The sequence below is a fragment of the Aliidiomarina sp. B3213 genome, from assembly GCF_003290085.1.
GTDB lineage: Bacteria > Pseudomonadota > Gammaproteobacteria > Enterobacterales > Alteromonadaceae > Aliidiomarina.
Window position 1 is genome coordinate 721269 of record NZ_QMKJ01000001.1, and the last position, 22728, is coordinate 743996.

Genomic DNA, 22728 nt, shown 5'->3' on the forward strand with positions numbered 1-22728 from the left:
AGAACAAAGAGAGCTTCTAGACTCATGAACAAGAACGTCTTAAAACCACTTATTTCAGCCAGTGCAGTACTTCTCTCCGCACTTTCTTTCTCGGCAAACGCTATAGTTCCCCCAGCGCCCAGCATAGACGCAAGAAGCTTTATTCTTATGGACTACACGACTGGGCAAATCATCGCCAGTGAGAATGAGCATGATACGCATGGGCCAGCGAGTTTAACCAAAGTGATGACCAATTATATTATTGGTAAAGAACTTGAGCGTGGCACTATTTCTTTAGACGACATGGTTACGATTAGCGAGAACGCGTGGGCACGTAACTTCCCAGGTTCTTCATTAATGTTTATCGAAGTTGGTCGCGAGGTTTCCGTAGCTGACTTGCAACGCGGCATCGTTATTTCTTCAGGAAACGACGCTTCTGTAGCTATGGCAGAGCATATCGCTGGTGCTTCAGACTCTTTCGCAGACCTTATGAATGCTCATGCACAAGACATTGGCATGACCAATACAGTATTTAGAAACCCTCACGGGTTACCGGCACCAGGGCAAGAAACAACAGCTTACGACATGGCTTTGCTTACCGCAGCATTAATTCGTGAGTTGCCAGAAACTTACCGCTTACATAGCGAACGTGAATTTACGTATAACGACATTCGTCAATATAACCGTAACTCTCTACTTTGGGACAGAAGTTTAGACGTAGACGGTGTGAAAACAGGCCATACAGACGAGTCTGGTTACAGCCTTATTACTTCAGCTGTAGACGGTGACACACGCCTGATTACTGTGGTTATGGGCACTGACAGCGAGAATTCTCGTGCTGTAGAGTCTAAAAAGCTATTGAACTATGGTTTCCGTTACTTTGAAACCATCACCGCATACCAGTCTGGTGAAAGCTTTGCTAGCCAGCGCATTTGGGGTGGTAGCCGCGACGAAATTACATTAGGCGTACAAGACGACGTGGTTGTAACAATCCCACGTGGCCAGAGACAAAACTTAGACGCCAACTTTATTCTAGACCGTCCGCTAGAAGCTCCTTTAGAAGCGGGAGAGCAAGTAGGCACGGTTAATCTAACTTTGGACGAAGAAGTTATAGCGACATTCCCATTAGTAACGCTACATGAAGTTCAGCGCGGTGGCTTCTTTAAGCGCATGATGGACAGTATTAAGCGGAGATTCTCTGACGAATGAGCCTAGTTTATTTAAACGGCGAGTGGCTTCGCCCTGATCAAGCCGTGGTCTCTGTTTTTGACCGCGGCTTTTTGTTTGCGGACGGTATTTACGAGGTCGTTCCGTTTTATCAAGGTCATCCGTTACTTATCGATCATCATTTAGAAAGACTAGAGCGTAGCCTTGAAGCAATAGATATTCCTAACCCTTTGTCGAACGACGAATGGGTGAGTGTTTTACAAACATTGGCAGAGCAAGTACCAGAAGCGAACGCCATTGTATATATCCAAGTGACTCGAGGTGCGGAATATCCTCGTGCTCACCTTCCAAGTGAGGATATTGAACCGACATTTATGGCAACAGCCTCCCATTGGACACCACCTACAACAACTCCACCACCCGTTAATGTTGAGTTACTAGAAGACATCCGTTGGCATCGTTGCGATATTAAAAGCATTAGCTTGTTAGGCAATATTCATCTAAAGAGAGAAGCGCATAGAAAAGGTGGGTTTGAGCCTATTCTTCATCGCGCAGGACGCATTACAGAAGGAGCGTCGTGTAACTACTTTATCGTTAAAGATGAAGTCATTTACACCCCGCCCGCAGATGAGCTAATTCTTGCAGGAATCACTCGAGAGTGGATTATTCAGCTAGCCCACGAACTGGGTTTAGAGCTTAAAGAAGAGGCGTTTTCAGTCGAAGACCTCATGCAAGCAGACGAATGCTTCCTATCAAGCTCAACCCGAGAAGTTCAACCGGTCGGAACTGTTGGCGAACAACTGATCGCAGACGGAAAAACTGGTAGAATAACCGACCAACTTGCTCAAGCATTTAGAAATTCGCGTCCGGTTAGTGTTGAGGAGTCTACCGATGAAAACTAAATTTGATGAACTATTAGACTTCCCTTGCTTGTTTACATACAAAGTAATGGCTGTCGCAAGAGACGGACTTACTGAAGAAGTGGTGGAAGTTGTGCAAGAACATGCACCTGGCGACTACAACCCAGAAACTAAAGCCTCAAGCAAAGGCAATTACCACTCGGTAACAATTCGAGTTACGGTAACAGACAAAGACCACGTTGAAACCTTATATCAGAGTCTTGCACGTATCGAAGGCGTAAGACACGTTCTATAAGAGCACAGCCTGTATGAATGAGATCATAATTCGCCATCTTGGCCAGCTTGACTACGTTCCCGTATGGCACGCTATGCAGGAATTTACGGATAGCCGCGACCAAGACACACAAGACGAACTCTGGGTAGTTGAACATCCTCCTGTCTTCACTCAGGGCCAAGCGGGTAAAGAAGAACATCTTTTAGCTCCAGGAGATATTCCTGTTGTACCCGTTGACCGAGGCGGACAAGTCACTTATCACGGACCAGGGCAAGTTGTCGTATATTTCATGATCGACATTCGCCGAAGAAAAATAGGCGTGCGTAACTTGGTTACAGCGATAGAGAACAGTGTCGTAAAGGCACTTGAGCCGTATGGTATTACGAGCGCTCCAAGACCAGACGCACCTGGCGTCTATATTGGTGAAGAGAAAGTATGTTCATTAGGCTTGCGTATTCGTAAGGGGTGCAGCTTCCATGGCTTAGCACTGAATGTAAACATGGACCTGTCGCCTTTTCATCGCATAAATCCATGCGGTTATGCCGGTATGGTGATGACACAAACCGCGGACCACGGTGGACCAACCACATTCGCGGAAGCGGCTGAACGTGTTACACAAGCCTTTATTAAAGAAATGCAGTACGAATCCACTCAAGAACAAAGCGGACTAGAGAGTCAATATGTCAAAGCCAGTTAGAGTAGAACCCGGTGTAAAACTTAGAGACGCCGATAAAATGGCGTTAATTCCGGTTCAAGTCGTTCCTACTGAACGAGATGAAATGCTCCGCAAACCTGAATGGTTGAAAGTAAGGTTACCTGCCTCTACAGAACGTATCGACCATATTAAAAAGGCGATGCGAAAGCATGGCTTACACTCAGTATGTGAGGAAGCTTCTTGCCCTAACCTTCCTGAGTGCTTTAATCATGGTACGGCAACGTTCATGATTCTTGGCGCAATATGTACACGCCGATGCCCTTTCTGCGACGTAGCGCATGGTCGACCTCTACCGGTTGATCCAGAAGAAGCCGTAAAGCTTGGCGAAACCATTGCAGATATGGGTGTAAATTACGTTGTAATTACTTCTGTGGACCGTGATGACCTTCGAGACGGCGGTGCGCAACACTTTGCGGATTGTATTCGTGAAATACGCTCTCGCACGCCAGGTATTAAAATTGAAATACTTGTACCTGACTTTCGTGGCCGTATGGATATCGCACTAGATATTCTTAGTGACGAAGCACCGGACGTTTTCAATCACAATCTTGAAACCGTGCCTCGTATGTACCGTGCAGCTCGCCCAGGTGCAAACTATCAATGGTCTCTAGACTTATTGAAGCGATATAAAGAACGGCGCCCAGACGTTCGCACAAAGTCAGGATTAATGGTTGGGTTAGGCGAAACTAATGAGGAAATCTTGCAGGTCATGGAAGATTTACGTCGACACGACGTAGACATGCTTACCATTGGTCAATACTTGCAGCCAAGTCGCCACCATATTCCTGTCACACGCTATGTCACACCTGATGAATTCGCGATGTTTAAGGAAGAAGCAGACAAAATGGGCTTCACTCAAGCGGCGTCGGGCCCATTGGTGCGTTCTTCATACCATGCAGATCTTCAAGCTGCAGGTATTGAAGTTAAATAATCCATTAAAGCTAGAGCCTATAAGTTAGGCTCTAGCATCCACTCTAAATATAGTGTTGGAATCTTCCCTATTTCAGCTTGCTCCATAAAAGTCATAGCCCGCAGAGGCTTCCAAGCTTGAACACCTGTACCTTCGCATGTTGCAGCCGGATACAAACCTATACCGTCACCGCTAGAGCTGCCTAATCGCCAATAATCAATACCCATAATTCTTACCCTAGACGCAGCTTCTACAGTAAGCTCTTCTCTCCAAGGTAAGGTAGACAAGAAATTCTGATATTCAGAATCTGTGAGTAAACTACTGTCAGAGACCACTAGGTTTTTCGCCGTAAAACTGAATTGACCTTCACAAAACGGCTCTCGCACGCTGATGTGCATGCGATACTCATCGGCTAAACCCCAAGCGTGAGCAAGTTCATGTATGAACACATGCCACGATGTACTGTCGTTTATAAATACCACACCATTGCGAGTATTCGCTCTCCCCCGCTCTGTTACGTAAACAGCCGTGCTATTTTCCACTTCGAAGCTTTGATGCTGGCAATGCGCCCTACCTTCAACAGGCGAGCAACTCAAGGCTTGATGAGGCAGGGCTTTGCTTACGCATAGTCTTCCTGCACTGGGGGTAAATTGCTTTTTAATCTGATAAAGCCAGTCATATAACTTCGGTATCGAACTAGGGTTCTCTGTGTACAACACTAAATGTCGATCACATTGATTAGTCGCGGCACGAAACCAATCATCGACTTCAATACGGTTTTGCCAACGCGTTGTTTCTGGCGCGATATTACGCCAATGCTGAGCTGTTGCTTGCTGATCCCAGCTCATTGCCAATATTGCTAATTGATTGCGCTGAGGAACGGTTAAATTAGCTATCGCTTCGCTGGCAATTGTATAGTTAGGAGGTGTATCTATTTGCGCGTAACTTAATTCAACTCGCGCTTGTGTCGAGCCCAAGTCTGCCGCGTGTGTTAGCCAAGCTCTGCTCTCATCCGGCAATAGGTTAGCGAGTGTAATAGCGGATTCAACATCACCTAGTAACGCAGAGCGACGAAGCCACAGTTGATGCTCAGAGCGCTTCTGAAGGTCGTTATACACACGCACAAGGTCTTTCTGGGCATATAAATTAGGTTGGTTCGCCGCAGCCTTAACTGCGGTAGATGGCATTGCTAGACGTGTTTGGGGAGACCAGCTAGGAGAACTCCCCACAACCAATAATGTTAGTCCTAAAATGACGAGGCAATGTTTAAGATTCACTGCCTTGAGCTTGTTCAGAGTCTTGGGATCTCAGACGTGTTAGCTCTGTGCGGGCAACACGGTACTCGATAAAGTCATAAATATTAGTCATTAGTGACAGTTTAAAGAAGTTCATCGCTCTATTGTTCTCATTCGCCATAGCCGCTTCTTTTCCTAAATAAAAGTACGCTTCACAAAGCCTTTCTAGTAGTTGGCGATGACTTTCCACATTATCAAACGCTCGATTCATAAGCTGTTGCTCGCTTACCCGACCTAGGAAATAGTCCACTAAGGTTAAGCCCCAAGGATCATCAATAATATCGTCTCGATTTGAACTGAGCTGTTCAACAGCGCGTGTTTCATTCACTTCTCTAAAGGCAAAGTAATACCAGATAATTCGATATGGATCGGAGGTATTCTGAAAGTAAAAATCTGCTAAGTCATTTAAGGCTAAATCAAATTGCTGGTCATAATAAGAAGCTAAACCACGATTTAAATACACATACTCGTGTTCAGGGCTAAGCTCTAACACACTATCGAAGGCTTCATATGCGCGTTGATAGTCGCCGTGCTGCATATAATAAATGCCCATATAGTGCCAGGCATCGAAGAACCGAGGGTCAAGTTCAATCACTTGGTTCATGCTTAACATAGCTAGCGCAGGCAAGCCCATTTGGTCGTATAACACGCCTCTACGATACAAAGCGACTGGTCGTTGCTCTTCCGACAACTCCTCACCTTCTAACAGCATAGAGATTTGCGCAACCTCGCTTTGTGCGGCTCTAGAGGCGGGTAGCGGCTCGATAATCGCTAAGTCAGCACGAGGGCTGCGTGAAGGTTCCTCTGAAGCCTGAGTTTCATCCGTGCGCTCAGAAGTGGAAATTGTTTTCGTAGGAAGTTGCGCACAAGCACTCAGACCTACAGCTAATGCGGCAATCGATAGAATTCTTAACACTTACGTCTCCTTATCGTTAGTGTTTTCATTACAGCATACCCGTCTTTAAATTTCAGCCACTGCTAAAATAATCTTTACAAATAAAAAGGCCACTTCAAATGAAGTGGCCTTTTTGCATCAGCATAGAGCTTATTCTGAAGCTTCAGAACCGTCACTCTCTTCAGGCTTTTCTTCTTTCGGAGCAGCCTCTTTCATGCTTAAACGTACACGGCCCTGACGGTCAATCTCTAGAACTTTAACGTTCACTGTTTGACCAACAGTTAAGTAGTCGTTCACGTTCTCAACGCGCTCTTCAGCGATTTGAGAGATATGAACAAGACCGTCTTTACCAGGTAATACTGTTACGAACGCACCAAAGTCTACGATACGTGCAACTTTACCTTCGTAAATGCGACCAACTTCTACTTCAGCTGTTAACGCTTCAATTTTTTCTACTGCAGCTTTCGCGTCTTTCTCGTCAGTTGCAGCAATCTTAATTGTACCGTCATCGTTAATTTCGATATTAGTATTGGTTGACTCGGTTAACTCACGAATCACTGCACCACCTTTACCGATAACATCACGAATCTTCTCAGGGTTAATCTTCATCACATGGAAACGAGGCGCGAATGAAGATACTTCTTCACGTGCTCCGCCCAGTGCTTCGTCCATAACGGTTAAGATATGAAGACGAGCAGCTTTAGCTTGAGCCAATGCCTGTTGCATGATTTCTTTAGTGATACCCTCGATTTTGATATCCATTTGCAGTGCAGTTACACCTTCAGTGCTACCTGCAACTTTAAAGTCCATGTCACCTAGGTGATCTTCGTCACCCAAGATGTCAGAAAGAACAACAAACTTGTCGCCTTCTTTCACAAGACCCATTGCGATACCTGCAACAGATGATTTAATCGGTACACCGGCGTCCATCAACGCAAGTGAAGTACCACAAACAGAAGCCATTGAGCTTGAACCGTTTGATTCTGTGATTTCAGAAACCACACGAACTGTGTACGGGAATTCTTCTACACTTGGCATTACCGCTAACACACCGCGCTTCGCCAAACGACCATGACCGATTTCACGACGCTTCGGAGAACCAACCATACCTGTTTCACCAACACAGTACGGAGGGAAGTTATAGTGAAGCATGAAGCGGTCTGTGCGCGCGCCAAGAATTTCATCGATGTTTTGTGCATCACGCTCTGTACCAAGCGTTGCAGTAACAAGCGCCTGAGTTTCGCCGCGAGTAAAGATTGCAGAACCGTGTGTACGTGGCAACACACCTGTTGCAACGTGTAATGCACGAACCATATCTGGTTCACGACCGTCGATACGTGGTTCACCCGCAATAATGCGAGAGCGAACAACTTCAGACTCTAGGTCATGGAAGATATCGCCAGCTTCTTTTTCATTCAGCTCTTCGTCTTCACTACGTAGTTTTTCCATCATTTCATTACGAACAGCTGTAATCGCGTCTTTACGCTCAGCTTTATCGGTAATGCGGTATGCGTCGCCAATCTTCTCAGCAGCTAAAGCACGAACTTTCTCGATAAGAGAAGTATTCGGTTCTGCTGGAGACCAATCCCACTTAGGCGTATTTACTTCAGCTGCAAATTCGTTAATCGCAGAAACTACTGCTTGCATTTGCTCGTGACCGTATACAACTGCACCTAGCATGGTGTCTTCGCTAAGAAGATTTGCTTCAGACTCAACCATAAGAACAGCAGCTTCAGTACCAGCTACCACTAGGTCAAGATCAGAGCTTTCTAGTTCAGTTTGTGAAGGGTTCAAAACATATTCGTTGTTTACAACACCAACACGAGCAGCACCGATAGGGCCATTAAATGGAATACCAGAAATTGCTAGAGCTGCAGAAGTACCAATTAGAGCTACGATGTCTGGAGATACTTCAGGATTTAACGACACAACAGTTGCTACAACTTGTACTTCGTTAAAAAACCCTTCAGGGAATAGAGGACGAATAGGACGGTCGATAAGACGACAAGTTAATGTTTCGTTCTCAGAAGGACGACCTTCACGTTTGAAAAAGCCTCCTGGAATTTTACCCGCTGCATACGTTCTTTCTTGATAATTTACAGTGAGCGGGAAGAAGTCAGCATCTGGACGAGCTTCTTTTTTACCAACTACAGATACTAATACTGAAGTGTCGTCCACTGTTGCCATTACTGCAGCAGTTGCTTGGCGTGCGATAGCACCTGTTTCAAGCGTTACTGTGTGCTGACCATATTGAAATTGTTTAATAATTGGATTCACGTTTTCTTTTCCTTTGCTTACATTTGCCCAACCCGGGCTGACTGACATACACAAACTCTTTATTTGTGCATTTGGCCTAACTATAGACCGTTTATCTTACATTTCTTGCGCAGGCAGTATAACGGATTCATTGCCCGAACGAAAAACAAAAGGGGCCAATTAGGCCCCTTTTTTTAAATAAACTTCATTTTTGCTGATTAGCGACGTAATTCAAGACGCTTGATCAGGTCTAGGTAACGCTGTTCGCTCTTACCTTTTAAGTAGTCAAGCAACTTACGACGTTGGCTAACCATACGTAGCAAACCACGGCGAGAGTGGTGGTCGTGCTTGTGCTCTTTAAAGTGATCTTGCAAGTGCGTGATGCGGGCAGTTAGAAGTGCTACTTGTACTTCAGGTGAACCTGTATCGCCTTCGCCTTGTGCAAAATCTTTAACAACTTGTGCTTTCTGTTCAGCAGTTAGTGACATAACTTACTCCAAAAAATATGCAAGAGTGTGCTTGCGTTTAAGTCAACTGAAGCCAATCACTAATTTAGCCCCAGTAATTTCGAGCGCGCATTATACGAGCCCGCCTATTAATTTACAACCTATAATTTAACTATAGACCACGACGCGTTTCGGCCAGAAGCGCTTATCTTCTTGCTGCTCCGCCAGTCCCCAAAATACACCCTGGTCATCAAATATGCGAAGCAAAGGCTCACTCGCTTCAAGATCTAAAGGCTGCCCATGAGTAAATGCACCAACCATCACGTCACTCACCGTAGCTAACGGAAGCGAAGCCACTGGCGTGTCCATAGGAAGCAATAACTGATCTAAATCAGTGTACTCACCTTCTGGAAGGCTACTGGCTAACTCTTCAAGAGCCGATAACGACAACATTGACTGCATCGGATAATCAGCAACAGCCGTTCTTCTTAACACGGTAACGTGCGCACCGCAGCCTAAAGCTTGGCCTAAGTCATCAATAAAAGAACGAATATAAGTTCCTTTACTACAAGCCACGTCTAATGTGATAAACGGCAAATCAATATCAACTATGTCGATACTGTAAAGCGTTATTCGGCGTTTCTTTCTTGGTACTTCTATGCCGGCACGCGCGTATTCGTATAAAGGTTTCCCCTCATATTTCAGCGCAGAAAACATTGACGCCACTTGCTCAATTTCACCCTTAAAAGGCGCAATGGCTTGTTCAAGTTCAGGAACACCAACTGACGGTACACTTTTAGTTTCTATGACTTCACCGTCGGCGTCGCTGGTATTGGTGCGCTCACCTAGCTTAGCCGTTACACGATAAGACTTGTCGGCGTCTAAAAGGAACTGAGAAAACTTTGTCGCCTCACCTAAACACACCGGAAGCATACCTGTAGCTAAAGGGTCTAACGCACCGGTATGCCCAGCTCGATTCGCATTAAACAAGCGACGTGTAACCTGTACCACTCGGTTTGAAGTAATACCCTCAGGCTTGTCGATAAGAATCATGCCATGAACGTTACGTCCATTCTTTCTTCTTCTCGCCACTTATTCTTCCTCTGACGAACCACGCTTCTTAAGCTCATCAGACTCGCGAGCTTCACGCACCAATGCTGACATTCTCATGCCTTCAGTGGTTGACTGGTCGTGCATAAATTTAAGTTGAGGTGTAACTCGTGCTTTCAAACGCTTACCTAATAGCGAGCGAATATAGCCAGAAGCTTCGTTAAGTACAGACAGTGCTTGCTTGTTCGCCTCATCATCGTCTTGTAAAAACGTAATAAAAACTTTGGCGTATGAAAGGTCTCGAGACACTTCGACGTCTGAAACCGTAGGCATAACGACTCGCGGATCTTTGATTTCACGCTGTAAAATCATCGCGACTTCTCGTTGCAGCTGCTGTGAAAAACGGTCCACGCGCTTAAAGTCACCCATTTTATTTCTCCTAGAGTCAAAAAAGCCGATCAGTGCGACACACAGATCGGCTTTTGTCTTAACGATTAAAGGCTACGTTCTACTTGAACCGTCTCGAATACTTCGATTTGGTCGCCTACTTTAACGTCATTATAGTTCTTAACACCGATACCACATTCCATACCGTTGCGAACTTCTTGAACGTCATCTTTAAAGCGGCGTAGTGACTCCAACTCACCTTCGTAAATCACTACGTTTTCACGTAGTACACGAATTGGAGCAGAACGTTTCACGATGCCTTCCGTAACCATACAACCTGCAATTGCGCCGATCTTCGGTGACTTAAACACGTCACGAACTTCCGCAAGGCCGATAATCTCCTGTTTGAATTCAGGCGACAACATACCCGTCATTGCTTGCTTGATTTCATCAATTAGGTCGTAAATTACGCTGTAGTAGCGTAACTCGATGGTTTCGCTCTCAATAGCTTTACGCGCAGAAGCATCAGCACGAACGTTAAAACCAATTACGATTGCGTTCGAAGCACCAGCCAAGGTTACGTCGGTTTCAGTAATACCACCTACACCGCTACCCACAATGTTTACCTTCACTTCATCAGTTGAAAGCTTCATTAATGAATCTGAAATTGCTTCCAGTGAACCTTGTACGTCAGACTTCAATACAATATTAAGCTCAGAAACATCACCTTCCTGCATGTTACTAAACATATTTTCAAGTTTAGCTTTTTGCTGGCGAGCCAGTTTCACGTCACGGTATTTACCTTGACGATAGTTCGAAACTTCACGGGCTTTACGCTCGTCTTTCACCACGGTAACTTCATCACCAGCTTGAGGTACGCCTGACAGGCCAAGAATCTCAGCAGGAATTGAAGGACCAGCAGACTGTATGTCTCTACCGAGTTCGTCACGCATCGCTCGAATACGACCATATTCCAAACCACAAAGCACGATGTCGCCGCGGTTTAGCGTACCGCTTTGTACAAGTACTGTAGCTACTGGACCACGACCTTTGTCCAAGCGCGATTCGATAACAATACCTTGTGCCATACCGTTATGGTCAGCTTGCAAGTCAAGTAACTCAGCTTGCAACAAGATAGCTTCTAGTAGCGCGTCGATGTTCTCACCAGACTTCGCAGAAACATGAACGAATTGAGTATCACCACCCCATTCTTCAGAAACTACGTCATGCTGAGAAAGTTCATTCTTAACGCGGTCTGGGTCTGCTTCTGGTTTATCAATTTTGTTTACAGCAACTACTAAAGGAACGCCAGCAGCTTTCGCGTGCTGTACCGCTTCAATAGTTTGAGGCATAACACCGTCGTCTGCAGCGACAACAAGAATAACAACGTCCGTAGCACCTGCACCGCGAGCACGCATTGAAGTAAATGCGGCGTGGCCTGGTGTATCAAGGAACGTAATCATGCCGTGACCGGTGTCTACGTGGTATGCACCAATGTGCTGCGTAATACCGCCGGCTTCGCCATCTGCAACCTTGGCTTTACGAATGTAATCCAATAACGATGTCTTACCGTGGTCAACGTGACCCATAACCGTAACAACTGGCGCACGTGGCGTTAGTTCGCCCGCTTCTTCACGGTCGCTAAGTACCGACTCTTCAAGCGCATTGTCTTTTACAGTAATTGGCGTGTGACCCAGCTCTTCAACCACAAGAGACGCTGTTTCTTGGTCGAGAACCTGGTTAATGGTAACCATCTCGCCCATTTTCATCATGGTCTTGATAAGTTCAGAAGCTTTCACCGACATACGGTTTGCCAAATCACCTACTGTAATAGTTTCAGGAATTTTCACGTCCTTCACTACCGGTGCAGCTGGTTTATTAAACCCATGCTGAAGCGTTTGAGGTGCACGCATCTTACCGCCTTTACGACGACGTTCACGACGCGGTTGTTCCTCTTCTTCTTTGGTCTTTTTCTGCTTAGTTTTCTTGCGACGAGAGCGACGCTCTTCTTCGCTGTCTTGCTGCTCTTCAGCGTATTTCGCAGTTTCAGAAGTAGTAAAGTGTACTTCTTCCTCTTCGGCTTTCTTACGCTGACGCTCTTCTTCTTCCCAGCGAGCTTGGTTTTCTTCAGCTAGCTTACGAGCTTCTTCAGCTTGACGTTTAGCTTCTTCTTCAGCTTTCTTAGCCGCTTCAGCTTCTTGCGCTTGACGAAGTTTTTCTGCTTCTACACGCGCAGCTTCAGCCGCAGCTTTCTCTTCTGGAGTTTTAGCTGCTTGCTCTTTCGCTTTAGCTTTCGCTGCTTCCTGAGCTTTACGCTTTTCTTCACGTGCTTTCTTGGCTTCAGCTTCTTTCTTCTCTGCTTCCGCTTTTGCTTTTGCACGCGCTTCTTCTTCCGCTTTAGCAGCTTCTGCAGCTGCTTGCTCAGCAGCTAAACGCTCTTCTTCTTCACGCTTTTGTTCTTCAACAGGGTCGCGCTTCACGTAAGTACGCTTCTTACGCACCTCAACTTGTACAGCCTTGTTTCCGCTACCACCGCCAACACTCAAAGTGCTGCGAGTTTTGCGTTTTAAAGTCATACGAGCAGGCGCTGAATCGCCGTCTCCACCGTGCGCTTTATTCAAATGAGCTAATAGTTGCTGTTTCTCGTCTTCAGTTACAGCATCACCAGCTTTCTTAGTAATACCCGCATCACTTAATTGTTTCAGCAAGCGATCAACGGAGGTACCGATATCACTGGCAAGTTTATCTATTTTGACTTCTGCCATTTAACTCTCACCTCACTTGTTATCTTCTTCACTAAACCAGCAAATATTGCGGGCTTTCATAATTAATTCGCCAGCCATTTCTGGTGTTAACGATTCTATTTCTTCAAGGTCATCAATACCTTGTTCTGCTAAATCTTCCAGCGTTACTACACCTTTGGCAGCCAACTCAAACGCCAAGTGGCGCTCTAAGCCCTCAAGATTCAACAATGTTTCATCAGGCTCAGCGCCTTCCAACGACTCTTCGCTTGCAAGCGCTTTTGTCGTTAGGTAATCGCGAGCACGAGCACGTAACTCTTCAACGGTGTCTTCGTCTAAACCATCAATAGATAACAGCTCTGCTACAGGAACATAAGCCACTTCTTCTAATGATGAGAACCCTTCGTCGATCAGGATTGCCGCGAAATCTTCGTCGATGTCCAAACCTGACGTAAATAGTTCAGTTAAGCGAGCAGACTCGGCTTCGTTACGTGAGTTAAAGTCTTCTGTAGTCATTACATTTAGCTCCCAACCTGTAAGTTGGCTTGCTAAACGAATGTTTTGACCATTCCGTCCGATTGCTTGCGCTAAGTTACCTTCTTCAACAGCGATGTCCATTGAATGCGTTTCTTCGTCCATCACGATAGAAACAACTTCAGCTGGAGCCATTGCGTTGATTACGAACTGTGCTGGGTTATCGTCCCACATCACAATATCAACGCGCTCGCCGCCAAGTTCACCAGACACGGCTTGAACACGCGCGCCACGCATACCAACACAAGCACCAACTGGGTCAATGCGACGGTCGTTAGACTTCACGGCAATTTTCGCACGTGAACCTGGGTCGCGCGCAGCACCCTTGATTTCAATCATTTCTTCGCCAATTTCTGGCACTTCAATTCTAAATAGTTCGATAAGGAACTCAGGGTGAGTTCTACTTACGAATAACTGAGCACCGCGAGCTTCGGGGCGAACCGCGTATAGTAAACCGCGAACACGGTCACCAGGGCGAACCATTTCGCGAGGAAGCATATCGTCACGGAAGATCACAGCTTCAGCGTTATTACCTAAGTCTAAGATAATATTGTCGCGTGTCGCTTTCTTTACCATGCCGCTAATAAGTTCGCCTACTTGGTCTTCATATTGCTCAACAACTTGAGCACGCTCGGCTTCACGAACCTTTTGGAAAATAACTTGTTTAGCTGTTTGCGTAGTAATACGGTCAAAAGCAATCGACTCAATTTGTTCTTCAACGTAATCGCCAACTTGAAGACTTGGATCGTCGTACTGAGCTGCAGACAAAGAAATCTCCGCATACGGATTTTCTAAACCACCCTCTGGGTCTTCAACAACCATCCAGCGTCTGAATGTATCAAAGTCGCCTGTAGTACGGTCAATTTCTACGCGAACATCGATGTCACCACTGTTCTTTTTGCGCGTAGCCGTTGCAATCGCAATTTCTAGAGCTTCAAAAATGCGCTCTTTGGGTACGGCCTTTTCATTTGAAACCGCTTCTGCAACTAGCAAAATCTCTTTATTCATGCGTTTGCCTCGTTAACACTCTTAATCAAATACCGGAACAAGATTCGCTTTTTTAATCTGAGCGAAGCTTACGTTAAACATTTCATTATCGATTTCGATCTGTAACTGGTCGCCTTCCACGGCTACCAATTTCCCCGTAAATTTACGGCGGTTATCTACAGGCATGTTTAATTGCACGGCAACCTTTTCACCTACAAACATTTCATAATGCGCAAGTGTAAATAAAGGTCGATCCATGCCTGGCGACGAAACTTCTAAATTGTACTCAGCGCTAATTGGATCTTCTACGTCCAACACTGCACTTACTTGGCGGCTTACTAACGCACAATCGTCCACATCGATCCCATTCTCATGATCAATAAAAAGACGTAATGTTGAGTGCTTACCCGCTCTTACAAACTCTACACCCCATAACTCAAAGCCAGCGGCTTCTACAGCGGGTGTAAGCATGTCTGTTAACTTATCTACCAATGTTGCCAACGCAACCTCCAAAAACAAAAAAAGGGCATAAAGCCCAGTTCTTAGATCAACTTAATCTTGCCGCCAGTCCAGATAGAAAAAAGCCCCGTACTACGTCGGGGCCCGAAAACTATTAGCCTGTCGACCCGAATTCGTTACTTATTGTACCGAATTCGAACTGGTTGCGGGGGCAGGATTTGAACCTACGACCTTCGGGTTATGAGCCCGACGAGCTACCAGACTGCTCCACCCCGCGTCCGAATACTTGCATTATACCTTGTTACCTATTGAATGCAACCACCGTAAGTCGTCCCATTCCATTTTTGATAGATATAACAACAAGTTAACTATTGGTGCCGAAGACGAGACTTGAACTCGTACGCCCGTTAGAGCACCACCCCCTCAAGATGGCGTGTCTACCAATTCCACCACTTCGGCAAATTCAAATGAGGATTTTCTTAGTTACCTGGTGGTAACTCTTCTTCCTGCTGTACTGGTTGCTCTGAGCTAGGAAGGCTCAAGTCAGACCAATCGTCAGTTGGGTTAGCGCTTTGTGACGCGATATTACCCAAGATTAAGCTAAGTAGGAAGAAGCTAACCGCCATAATTGCGGTCATTCTTGTCAAGAAGTTGCCAGAGCCAGACGAACCAAAAACAGTGTTCGAAGCACCAGAACCAAAAGACGCACCCATTTCCGCACCCTTACCTTTTTGCAAAAGAATAAGCGCAACTAATGAGATTGCGATAACTAGATAAATGACAAGTAAAACTTCATACATAATTAATTACCTTGAGCTGCTTTACATATAGCAGCAAACTGTTCCACATGGAGACTTGCTCCACCGATTAAGCCACCATCGATATCGGTTTGACTTAACAATTCAGCAGCATTTTCTGGCTTCATGCTGCCGCCATATAAAATCTGTACTTTCTCAGCCGCTGATTCGCTTTGTTTGAATAACCAAGCTCTAATTTCAGCATGCACTTCTTGTGCTTGTTCAGGCGAGGCTGTTACACCTGTACCAATAGCCCAAACCGGCTCATACGCTATCACAACATTGGTTAAATCAACATCTGTTAAACCAAGTTGCAATTGCTGCTCTATAACCTCTGAAACTTTACCAGCTTCACGCTCTTCTATAGTTTCACCAATACAAACCACAGGAGTCATGCCCGCACTCTGTATTGCTTGTGCTTTCTTAGCCACCGAACTATTCGACTCAGCAAATAAAGTGCGACGCTCAGAATGTCCAACAAGCACGTAATGCGCGCCTGTTTCTGCAATCATGCTCGCACTCACTTCACCCGTATAAGCACCTTGCTCATATTCGCTACAATTCTGAGCTCCCCAAATAACTTCTGGAAAGTTCGCAGCAACTTGTCCGATGTATACCATCGGCGGGCAAATGGCGGCTGAAACGCCTTCAGTAACAAAAGATGACCAAGCTTCAGAGAACTCTTTAGCTAGACTCAAACTTCCGTTTAACTTCCAGTTTGCAATCACCAAAGGTTGACGCATTCCGGTCTCCTGTCGTGTATTCAGAGCGGCGCAGATATTAACTAACATCCGCGCCAGATACAAGCTTCAGCGTGAACTTTTTATCTCAATTCACGCTGTTCGTTTAATCGCTACTCACTGCTTCAACTTCTTGTGCAATTTGCTGAGCGTACGCGCGAACTACTTTCGCGTCTTGCCCTTCAACCATTACACGAATTAAAGGTTCAGTTCCCGACTTACGAAGAAGTACGCGCCCTTTTTTACCAAGGGCCTTCTCAACTTCAGTAACCGCGGAAATAACATTGTCGGCGTTTAGCGGATCCGTTCCTTGCTGGAACCTAACATTCACTAAAACTTGAGGTAGCTTTTCCATGCCCGCAAGCATTTCTCGTACAGTAGCTCCCTTTCTCACCAGTGCCGTCATTAACTGAATAGCGGCTAGAATTCCGTCTCCGGTAGTATGATGCCTCAGGTTAATAATGTGACCTGAGTTTTCACCACCAAGCGCCCAACGTCGTTCTTGTAATCCTTCCATTACGTGGCGGTCACCCACGGCAGTGCGAATAAAAGGTACGCCAAGTTTCTCTAATGCGAGCTCTAGTCCCATATTACTCATAAGGGTACCTGCAACTCCGCCCTCTAGCTCACCGTCATCCAATAGGTTTTTCGCTAAGATATAAACTATCTCATCGCCATCTACGAGTTTACCTTGATGATCAACCACCATAAGGCGGTCTCCGTCTCCATCAAAAGCTAACCCTAGTTCTGCACTATGCTCCACAACCGCTTTAGAGAGTGCTGCGGTGTCTGTCGCGCCACAACCGGCATTGATATTTAAACCATCCGGCTGTGTACCAATTTCGACAACTTCAGCGCCCAATTCGCGAAATACGCTTGGCGCTATGTGATATGTAGCTCCATGCGCACAATCGATAACTAACTTACGACCAGTTAAAGACAATTCCGACGGGAAAATGCTTTTACAGAATTCGATATAGCGTCCTGACGCATCATGGATACGGGAGGCACGTCCCAACTGTTCCGATGGCACACAATCCATAGGCTTATCGATCATCTCTTCAATCGCAGCTTCTATTTCACCCGAAAGCTTGTGGCCGGTGTCTGAGAAGAACTTAATGCCGTTGTCGTAATAAGGGTTATGTGAAGCAGAAATAACAATACCAGCAGCCGCTCTGAACGTACTGGTTAAGTATGCTATGGCTGGTGTTGGCATCGGACCAAGAAAAGCTACTTTAACACCAGCTGCAGAAAACCCGGCTTCAAGTGCCGACTCCAGCATATATCCAGAAATACGCGTGTCTTTACCGATAAGAACACGTGTATTACCTTGTGCCGCTAACACTTTACCCGCAGCCCAACCGAGCTTTAATACAAAATCAGGTGTAATCGGACTTTGGCCAACATGCCCACGAATTCCGTCCGTACCGAAATATTTTCCCATAACTTCTAACATTCCCCTGTTATTGTTGCCATAACCACCTGAACGATGTCTTTGGTTTGAGCAACATCATGTACTCTTAAAATTTTTGCGCCTTTCATTGCTGAAATCGTTGCTCCAGCCAAACTGGCTGCCAAGCGCTCATCGACAGCGCGATCAGTCACTGCGCCAAGCATAGACTTTCTAGAAAGCCCAATAAGCATCGGTAAATCCATTTCATGAAAGGCTTGTAGTTTATTCAGTAATTGATAATTGTGCCTTACGGTTTTTCCAAATCCAAACCCAGGGTCTATCATGACGCGGTTTTTAGAAATACCCGCAGCCTCACAGACCCGCACCCGCTCCTCTAGGAAAGCTTTCACTTCTAAAACAACGTCTTCATATTCTGGGTTGTCTTGCATAACTCTTGGCTGCCCCATCATATGCATTAAGCACACATAACAGTCAGCATCTGCCACTGCTTCTAATGCCCCAGTTTCGCGCAATGCTCTCACATCATTAATCATGTCGACGCCTACTCGAATCGACTCAGACATGACTTTGGCTTTACTGGTATCTACCGAAACCTTAACCTCAAAATTATCGCGAATTTTTTCTAGCACAGGAAGTACGCGATCAACTTCTTCTTGCTCTTGAACATCCTTCGCACCAGGACGGGTCGACTCTCCACCAATATCTAACCAATCCGCACCTTCTGCAATCATCTTCTCTGCATGACGCAGTGCTTTGTCTGTTGTGTTAAAACTTCCACCGTCTGAAAACGAGTCGGGCGTAACATTTAAAATACCCATAACTTCGATAGGAAAAGCAGACACTGGCATGAAACCTTCCTCTAGTCTTATATGCTCAAAAAAATGCCCCGAAAACGGGGCATTGTGATTTTTTAACTTGCCGGATTTTCGCCAGGCTTATCGAGCCCAACGTTTTTCTTCTTCGGCTTCTCAGCTTCTACAGGCACCTCAGAACCAGAGTCGCCCTCAGAAGAACCATCGTTCTTATCGTGCCAACTCTCTGGCTCGCGAACTGGGCGTCGTGCCATCAAGTCATCAATTTGAGCCGCATCGATGGTTTCATATTTCATTAAGGCATCTTTCATAGCATGAAGAATATCGATATTTTCTTCCAGAATTTGCTGAGCACGGGTGTAGTTTCTATCAATAACTTCACGAATCTCAGCATCAATAGACTTCATTGTTTCATCAGACATCTGTTTGTTCTGCGCTACAGAACGACCTAAAAATACTTGATCATCGTCCTCAGCATACAATAGAGGTCCCATTTTTGAAGATAAGCCCCACTGAGTAACCATCTTGCGAGCAATATCAGTCGCACGTTCGATGTCGTTGGACGCACCTGTGGTTACTGCGTCTTCGCCGTAAATAATTGCTTCTGCTAAACGACCACCGTATAAGCTTGAAAGCATACTTTCCAAGTGACGCTTGCTGTGACTCACGCGGTCTTGCTCTGGCAAGTACATCGTTACACCTAAAGCACGTCCACGAGGAATAATAGAAACTTTATACACTGGGTCATGTTCCGGAACTAAACGTCCGACAATGGCATGTCCCGATTCGTGGTAAGCCGTCATTTCTTTCTCAGACTCAGACATCACCATTGATTTGCGCTCTGCACCCATCAATATTTTGTCTTTCGCTTTCTCAAACTCGGTCATTGAAACCATGCGTTGATTACCGCGCGCGGCGAACAATGCTGCTTCGTTCACCAAGTTTGCTAGATCAGCACCTGAGAAACCAGGAGTACCACGTGCGATAAGGGCTGGCTCTACGTCGTCAGCCAATGGCACTTTGCGCATGTGAACTTTTAAAATTTGCTCACGGCCACGCACATCTGGCAAGCCAACAGTTACTTGTCTGTCGAATCGTCCAGGGCGAAGTAATGCTGGATCAAGAACGTCAGGACGGTTTGTCGCGGCAATAACAATAATGCCCTCATTACCTTCAAATCCGTCCATTTCTACCAGCATTTGGTTCAAGGTTTGCTCACGTTCATCGTGACCACCACCTAAACCAGCACCACGTTGACGGCCTACAGCGTCAATTTCGTCGATAAAGATAATGCAAGGTGCAGCTTTTTTGGCTTGCTCGAACATATCACGAACACGCGAAGCACCCACACCGACAAACATTTCAACAAAGTCTGAACCAGAAATGGTAAAGAATGGAACTTTTGCTTCACCCGCAACAGCTTTCGCGAGCAAAGTTTTACCCGTACCTGGCGGGCCTACCATTAAAACACCTTTCGGAATGCGTCCACCAAGGCGTTGGAACTTTGAAGGGTCTCTAAGGAAGTCGACTAGCTCTGCAACTTCCTCTTTCGCTTCTTCACACCCTGCTACGTCGGTCAAAGTGGTTTTCACTTGATCTTCGCTCATCAGGCGTGCCTTGCTCTTACCAAACGACATCGCACCGCGGCCACCGCCACCTTGCATTTGTCGCATGAAAAATATCCACACCGCGATAAGAAGTAGCATTGGGAACCAAGAAATAAAAATAGTTCCTAATAAACTGCGCTTTTCAGGCTCAACAAAATTTACCTGTACATTACTTTGAGTTAGTAACTCATTAAGTAACTCAGGGTCTTGACTCGGCATAACCGTACGGAATTGTTCACCGCTACGCATGCTACCGGTAATTAGACGGTTTGGCTCATTAATGGTTACGTCTCGAACATCACCACGGTTAACACTGCGCACAAATTCACTGTACGCATATGAATTCGCATCTGTTCCACCCGGGTTGAATCCTTGAAACACGCTCATTAGCACAACGGCAATGACCAACCAGAGAATTAGATTCTTCGCCATATCGCTCAACGCTTTTACCTCTCACTACTTCGTATCCCTTGCAGGGTACTATAATTTGTATCCAGTCGCTACCAAATACACTTCTCTAGACCTTGCTCGAGAAGAGTCGGGTTTACGCACTTTAACTTGCTTGAAAGCATCTCTTGCGGCTTTCAAAAACTCATCGAATCCTTCGCCTTGAAACACTTTGACCGCAAAAGCACCGCCAGGTTTCAATACTTGATGGCACATATCTAATGCGAGCTCCACTAAATACATGGAACGCGGAATATCCACCGCTTCGTTTCCACTCATATTCGGCGCCATGTCAGACAATACTACATCAACGTTTTTTCCGCCGATTCGGTTCAATAATGCATTCAAAACCGCTTCTTCTCGAAAGTCACCTTGCAAGAAATCAACGCCCGGCAAAGGGTCCATCTCAAGGATGTCACAGCCAATCACTTCACCTTTACCATCTTGCAGCGAAGCAACGTATTGTGACCATCCACCCGGAGCAGCTCCGAGATCTACAACGATCTGATTCGGCTTCAGAATTTTGTCTTTATTCTGAATTTCTTCTAATTTAAATACAGCTCTTGAACGAAATCCCTGCTTTTGCGCTTTTTTCACAAAAGGGTCGTCAAAATGCTCTTTTAACCAACGTCTACTGCTGGCTGTTCTTTTCTTGCCCATGGGCACCTATCGTATTTGGCTAGCTCGTTAATCGATATGAGGGTAGAATATCGTAAATTCAATAGAGAAGCAGTGGAAATCGAACAATCGCTTTGAATATTGAACAATTCGAAAAGGTAAGTAAGGAAAACACATTGATTCAACTAACAAACAAACAGAAGCAATTTTTGAAAGCACAAGCTCATCCACTAAAACCTGTCGTTTTACTTGGCGGAAATGGACTCACTGAAGGTGTGTTAGCTGAAATTGATGGTGCGCTGGAGCATCACGAATTAATTAAAGTGAAAATTCCAGAAGAAAAAGAGATGCGAGACGCTATTCAGGCAACCATCTCCGAACACCTGAACGCGAACCTGGTTCAGTCTATCGGTAAAGTAGCTGTGTTCTATCGTCCAGCAAAAGAGCCGACGATTAAGCTTCCGAAGTAACGCTCTCCATACGTTTCAAGAGGCTAATAGCAGTCTCTTGAAACCTCTTTTCTGACATCAACTCTCCGTCGTCATACAACCACAGTTCTACGCACTGAGCTAGCGTATCATTATTCTCTTCGATTCCATGACGCTTCAAAAACGCGCTACTCGCACGACTCGCATGCAAAATACGAGTTCTTTCGTCTGACTTTTCGGCTTCCACCGACTTGCCGTGGTAACTCAAAGTTTCATGGAGTAACAATGCTTCAGGTGCATGTAACGAATTGCTCGGAGCAAAAAAGGAATCTAACGAGATATTACGTGCCAACAATGCTTCAACAATAGCTTTATAGGGAACCGTACCACGCCGTTTCCAATTGTTTATGCTCGAAAGATTCACCCCTAACCAACGCACAATATCTACTTGTTTATCACTTCCCACGATGATCTCTAAGCGTCGCATCACCGTGTCTAAGTCCATCTCAGTCTTAGATTTGCTTTCGTCCTGCTTATATGGTCTAGTGTCCGAACTATTCATTTGAATATTTTTACTTTCATTTGAGTCGAATTTGAATCACATTTGAGTCAGTATGTAATTACAAAAATGGACAAAAATCAAATTAAAAAAGAGCTCGCCACGCAAGGATACGACCTCACAATGGTGGCAGAAGCTCTGGACAAGAGCCCTTCGCTAATATCTAAAGTTGTTGCACGTCAGGCAAAGTCGAAAGGTGTAGCAGAGGCTATTGCAAAAATACTCGGTAAAAACGTTGAAGAAGTTTTTCCGGATGTACCCGAATATAACCATGAGGTTCCAAGCACTCATAGTGAGCGGGCCTCAAAAATATCTGAATTAAGAAACTTGTTAGGCCAATAATTTATAAAA

At 45.5% G+C, this 22728-nt stretch carries 23 protein-coding genes and 2 tRNA genes; 7 read left to right on the forward strand and 18 right to left on the reverse strand.

Going from position 1 to position 22728, the window contains the following annotated elements; genetic code table 11:
• Positions 1-24 precede the first annotated feature (24 nt).
• Genes DQX04_RS03500 through lipA form a run of 5 tightly spaced genes read left to right on the forward strand, consistent with a single transcriptional unit; the run spans position 25 to position 3926 of the window.
• On the forward strand, positions 25-1188 hold the full coding sequence (locus DQX04_RS03500) for a serine hydrolase (protein ID WP_111914459.1): 1164 nt from the start codon (positions 25-27) through the stop codon (positions 1186-1188).
• Complete coding sequence (locus DQX04_RS03505; protein ID WP_111914460.1) at positions 1185-2048, forward strand: aminotransferase class IV; 864 nt, start codon at positions 1185-1187, stop codon at positions 2046-2048. Before DQX04_RS03500 ends, DQX04_RS03505 begins: the two co-directional genes overlap by 4 nt.
• On the forward strand, positions 2038-2301 hold the full coding sequence (gene ybeD, locus DQX04_RS03510) for a DUF493 family protein YbeD (RefSeq protein ID WP_111914462.1): 264 nt from the start codon (positions 2038-2040) through the stop codon (positions 2299-2301). The genes DQX04_RS03505 and ybeD overlap by 11 nt, the downstream gene beginning before the upstream one ends.
• Before the next feature lie 13 nt (positions 2302-2314).
• Positions 2315-2977, forward strand: coding sequence for a lipoyl(octanoyl) transferase LipB (lipB, locus tag DQX04_RS03515; protein WP_111914464.1), 663 nt, complete (start codon positions 2315-2317; stop codon positions 2975-2977).
• Positions 2961-3926 carry a lipoyl synthase gene (lipA, locus tag DQX04_RS03520; protein WP_111914466.1) on the forward strand — a complete coding sequence of 322 codons (966 nt, stop codon included), beginning with the start codon at positions 2961-2963 and terminating at the stop codon, positions 3924-3926. The genes lipB and lipA overlap by 17 nt, the downstream gene beginning before the upstream one ends.
• A gap of 17 nt (positions 3927-3943) precedes the next feature.
• On the opposite strand, the gene DQX04_RS03525 is transcribed toward lipA, so the two are convergent.
• From DQX04_RS03525 to rlmE, 17 genes are all read right to left on the reverse strand, one after another.
• On the reverse strand, positions 3944-5092 hold the full coding sequence (locus tag DQX04_RS03525; protein ID WP_111914468.1) for a hypothetical protein: 1149 nt from the start codon (positions 5090-5092) through the stop codon (positions 3944-3946).
• Positions 5093-5171: 79 nt separating this feature from the next.
• A complete protein-coding gene (gene nlpI, locus DQX04_RS03530) occupies positions 5172-6116 on the reverse strand; it encodes a lipoprotein NlpI (RefSeq protein ID WP_111914470.1) in 945 nt (314 codons plus the stop codon).
• Between the two features lie 129 nt (positions 6117-6245).
• On the reverse strand, positions 6246-8372 hold the full coding sequence (gene pnp, locus DQX04_RS03535; RefSeq protein ID WP_111914850.1) for a polyribonucleotide nucleotidyltransferase: 2127 nt from the start codon (positions 8370-8372) through the stop codon (positions 6246-6248).
• A gap of 197 nt (positions 8373-8569) precedes the next feature.
• Complete coding sequence (gene rpsO / locus DQX04_RS03540) at positions 8570-8839, reverse strand: 30S ribosomal protein S15 (protein ID WP_111914472.1); 270 nt, start codon at positions 8837-8839, stop codon at positions 8570-8572.
• A gap of 126 nt (positions 8840-8965) precedes the next feature.
• On the reverse strand, positions 8966-9889 hold the full coding sequence (gene truB / locus DQX04_RS03545) for a tRNA pseudouridine(55) synthase TruB (protein WP_111914474.1): 924 nt from the start codon (positions 9887-9889) through the stop codon (positions 8966-8968).
• A complete protein-coding gene (gene rbfA / locus DQX04_RS03550) occupies positions 9890-10276 on the reverse strand; it encodes a 30S ribosome-binding factor RbfA (RefSeq protein ID WP_111914476.1) in 387 nt (128 codons plus the stop codon).
• Between the two features lie 65 nt (positions 10277-10341).
• Positions 10342-12999: a translation initiation factor IF-2 gene (infB, locus tag DQX04_RS03555; RefSeq protein WP_111914478.1), complete on the reverse strand. Its 2658-nt coding sequence runs from the start codon at positions 12997-12999 to the stop codon at positions 10342-10344.
• A 12-nt stretch (positions 13000-13011) separates the two neighbouring features.
• Complete coding sequence (gene nusA / locus DQX04_RS03560; RefSeq protein ID WP_111914480.1) at positions 13012-14517, reverse strand: transcription termination factor NusA; 1506 nt, start codon at positions 14515-14517, stop codon at positions 13012-13014.
• A 21-nt stretch (positions 14518-14538) separates the two neighbouring features.
• The gene (rimP, locus tag DQX04_RS03565) at positions 14539-14997 is read right to left on the reverse strand and encodes a ribosome maturation factor RimP (RefSeq protein WP_111914482.1); all 459 of its coding nucleotides are present in this window, start codon (positions 14995-14997) and stop codon (positions 14539-14541) included.
• 158 nt (positions 14998-15155) lie between these two features.
• Positions 15156-15232 (reverse strand) — tRNA-Met (locus DQX04_RS03570).
• 95 nt (positions 15233-15327) lie between these two features.
• Positions 15328-15414 (reverse strand) — tRNA-Leu (locus DQX04_RS03575).
• Between the two features lie 20 nt (positions 15415-15434).
• Positions 15435-15755 (reverse strand): preprotein translocase subunit SecG, encoded by a 321-nt coding sequence (gene secG, locus DQX04_RS03580; RefSeq protein WP_111914484.1) that lies wholly within the window; start codon positions 15753-15755, stop codon positions 15435-15437.
• A 2-nt stretch (positions 15756-15757) separates the two neighbouring features.
• Positions 15758-16495 carry a triose-phosphate isomerase gene (gene tpiA, locus DQX04_RS03585; protein ID WP_111914486.1) on the reverse strand — a complete coding sequence of 246 codons (738 nt, stop codon included), beginning with the start codon at positions 16493-16495 and terminating at the stop codon, positions 15758-15760.
• Positions 16496-16598: 103 nt separating this feature from the next.
• Entirely contained in the window at positions 16599-17936 is a 1338-nt protein-coding gene (gene glmM / locus DQX04_RS03590; RefSeq protein ID WP_111914851.1) for a phosphoglucosamine mutase, read from the reverse strand.
• A 5-nt stretch (positions 17937-17941) separates the two neighbouring features.
• Positions 17942-18754 carry a dihydropteroate synthase gene (gene folP / locus DQX04_RS03595; protein WP_111914488.1) on the reverse strand — a complete coding sequence of 271 codons (813 nt, stop codon included), beginning with the start codon at positions 18752-18754 and terminating at the stop codon, positions 17942-17944.
• Positions 18755-18816: 62 nt separating this feature from the next.
• Entirely contained in the window at positions 18817-20766 is a 1950-nt protein-coding gene (ftsH, locus tag DQX04_RS03600; protein WP_111914490.1) for an ATP-dependent zinc metalloprotease FtsH, read from the reverse strand.
• A gap of 39 nt (positions 20767-20805) precedes the next feature.
• Positions 20806-21432, reverse strand: coding sequence for a 23S rRNA (uridine(2552)-2'-O)-methyltransferase RlmE (gene rlmE, locus DQX04_RS03605; RefSeq protein WP_111914492.1), 627 nt, complete (start codon positions 21430-21432; stop codon positions 20806-20808).
• 137 nt (positions 21433-21569) lie between these two features.
• On the opposite strand from rlmE, the gene yhbY reads away from it, so the two are divergent.
• Entirely contained in the window at positions 21570-21860 is a 291-nt protein-coding gene (gene yhbY, locus DQX04_RS03610) for a ribosome assembly RNA-binding protein YhbY (RefSeq protein WP_111914852.1), read from the forward strand.
• On the opposite strand, the gene DQX04_RS03615 is transcribed toward yhbY, so the two are convergent.
• On the reverse strand, positions 21844-22380 hold the full coding sequence (locus tag DQX04_RS03615) for a helix-turn-helix domain-containing protein (protein WP_111914494.1): 537 nt from the start codon (positions 22378-22380) through the stop codon (positions 21844-21846). The genes yhbY and DQX04_RS03615 overlap by 17 nt on opposite strands.
• Before the next feature lie 66 nt (positions 22381-22446).
• Here DQX04_RS03615 and DQX04_RS03620 point away from each other — a divergent pair, with 66 nt between their 5' ends.
• Positions 22447-22719, forward strand: a complete 273-nt coding sequence (locus DQX04_RS03620) for a helix-turn-helix transcriptional regulator (protein WP_111914496.1) — start codon at positions 22447-22449, stop codon at positions 22717-22719.
• Positions 22720-22728 lie beyond the last annotated feature (9 nt).

Bases quoted from the DNA above. Each gene is read 5' to 3' on its own strand.
- DQX04_RS03500 (WP_111914459.1), top strand. From the start codon at position 25: ATGAACAAGAACGTCTTAAAACCACTTATTTCAGCCAGTGCAGTACTT.
- DQX04_RS03505 (WP_111914460.1), top strand. From the start codon at position 1,185: ATGAGCCTAGTTTATTTAAACGGCGAGTGGCTTCGCCCTGATCAAGCC.
- ybeD (WP_111914462.1), top strand. From the start codon at position 2,038: ATGAAAACTAAATTTGATGAACTATTAGACTTCCCTTGCTTGTTTACA.
- lipB (WP_111914464.1), top strand. From the start codon at position 2,315: ATGAATGAGATCATAATTCGCCATCTTGGCCAGCTTGACTACGTTCCC.
- lipA (WP_111914466.1), top strand. From the start codon at position 2,961: ATGTCAAAGCCAGTTAGAGTAGAACCCGGTGTAAAACTTAGAGACGCC.
- DQX04_RS03525 (WP_111914468.1), bottom strand. From the start codon at position 5,092: ATGCCATCTACCGCAGTTAAGGCTGCGGCGAACCAACCTAATTTATAT.
- rpsO (WP_111914472.1), bottom strand. From the start codon at position 8,839: ATGTCACTAACTGCTGAACAGAAAGCACAAGTTGTTAAAGATTTTGCA.
- rbfA (WP_111914476.1), bottom strand. From the start codon at position 10,276: ATGGGTGACTTTAAGCGCGTGGACCGTTTTTCACAGCAGCTGCAACGA.
- infB (WP_111914478.1), bottom strand. From the start codon at position 12,999: ATGGCAGAAGTCAAAATAGATAAACTTGCCAGTGATATCGGTACCTCC.
- nusA (WP_111914480.1), bottom strand. From the start codon at position 14,517: ATGAATAAAGAGATTTTGCTAGTTGCAGAAGCGGTTTCAAATGAAAAG.
- secG (WP_111914484.1), bottom strand. From the start codon at position 15,755: ATGTATGAAGTTTTACTTGTCATTTATCTAGTTATCGCAATCTCATTA.
- tpiA (WP_111914486.1), bottom strand. From the start codon at position 16,495: ATGCGTCAACCTTTGGTGATTGCAAACTGGAAGTTAAACGGAAGTTTG.
- glmM (WP_111914851.1), bottom strand. From the start codon at position 17,936: ATGGGAAAATATTTCGGTACGGACGGAATTCGTGGGCATGTTGGCCAA.
- folP (WP_111914488.1), bottom strand. From the start codon at position 18,754: ATGCCAGTGTCTGCTTTTCCTATCGAAGTTATGGGTATTTTAAATGTT.
- rlmE (WP_111914492.1), bottom strand. From the start codon at position 21,432: ATGGGCAAGAAAAGAACAGCCAGCAGTAGACGTTGGTTAAAAGAGCAT.
- DQX04_RS03615 (WP_111914494.1), bottom strand. From the start codon at position 22,380: ATGAATAGTTCGGACACTAGACCATATAAGCAGGACGAAAGCAAATCT.
- DQX04_RS03620 (WP_111914496.1), top strand. From the start codon at position 22,447: ATGGACAAAAATCAAATTAAAAAAGAGCTCGCCACGCAAGGATACGAC.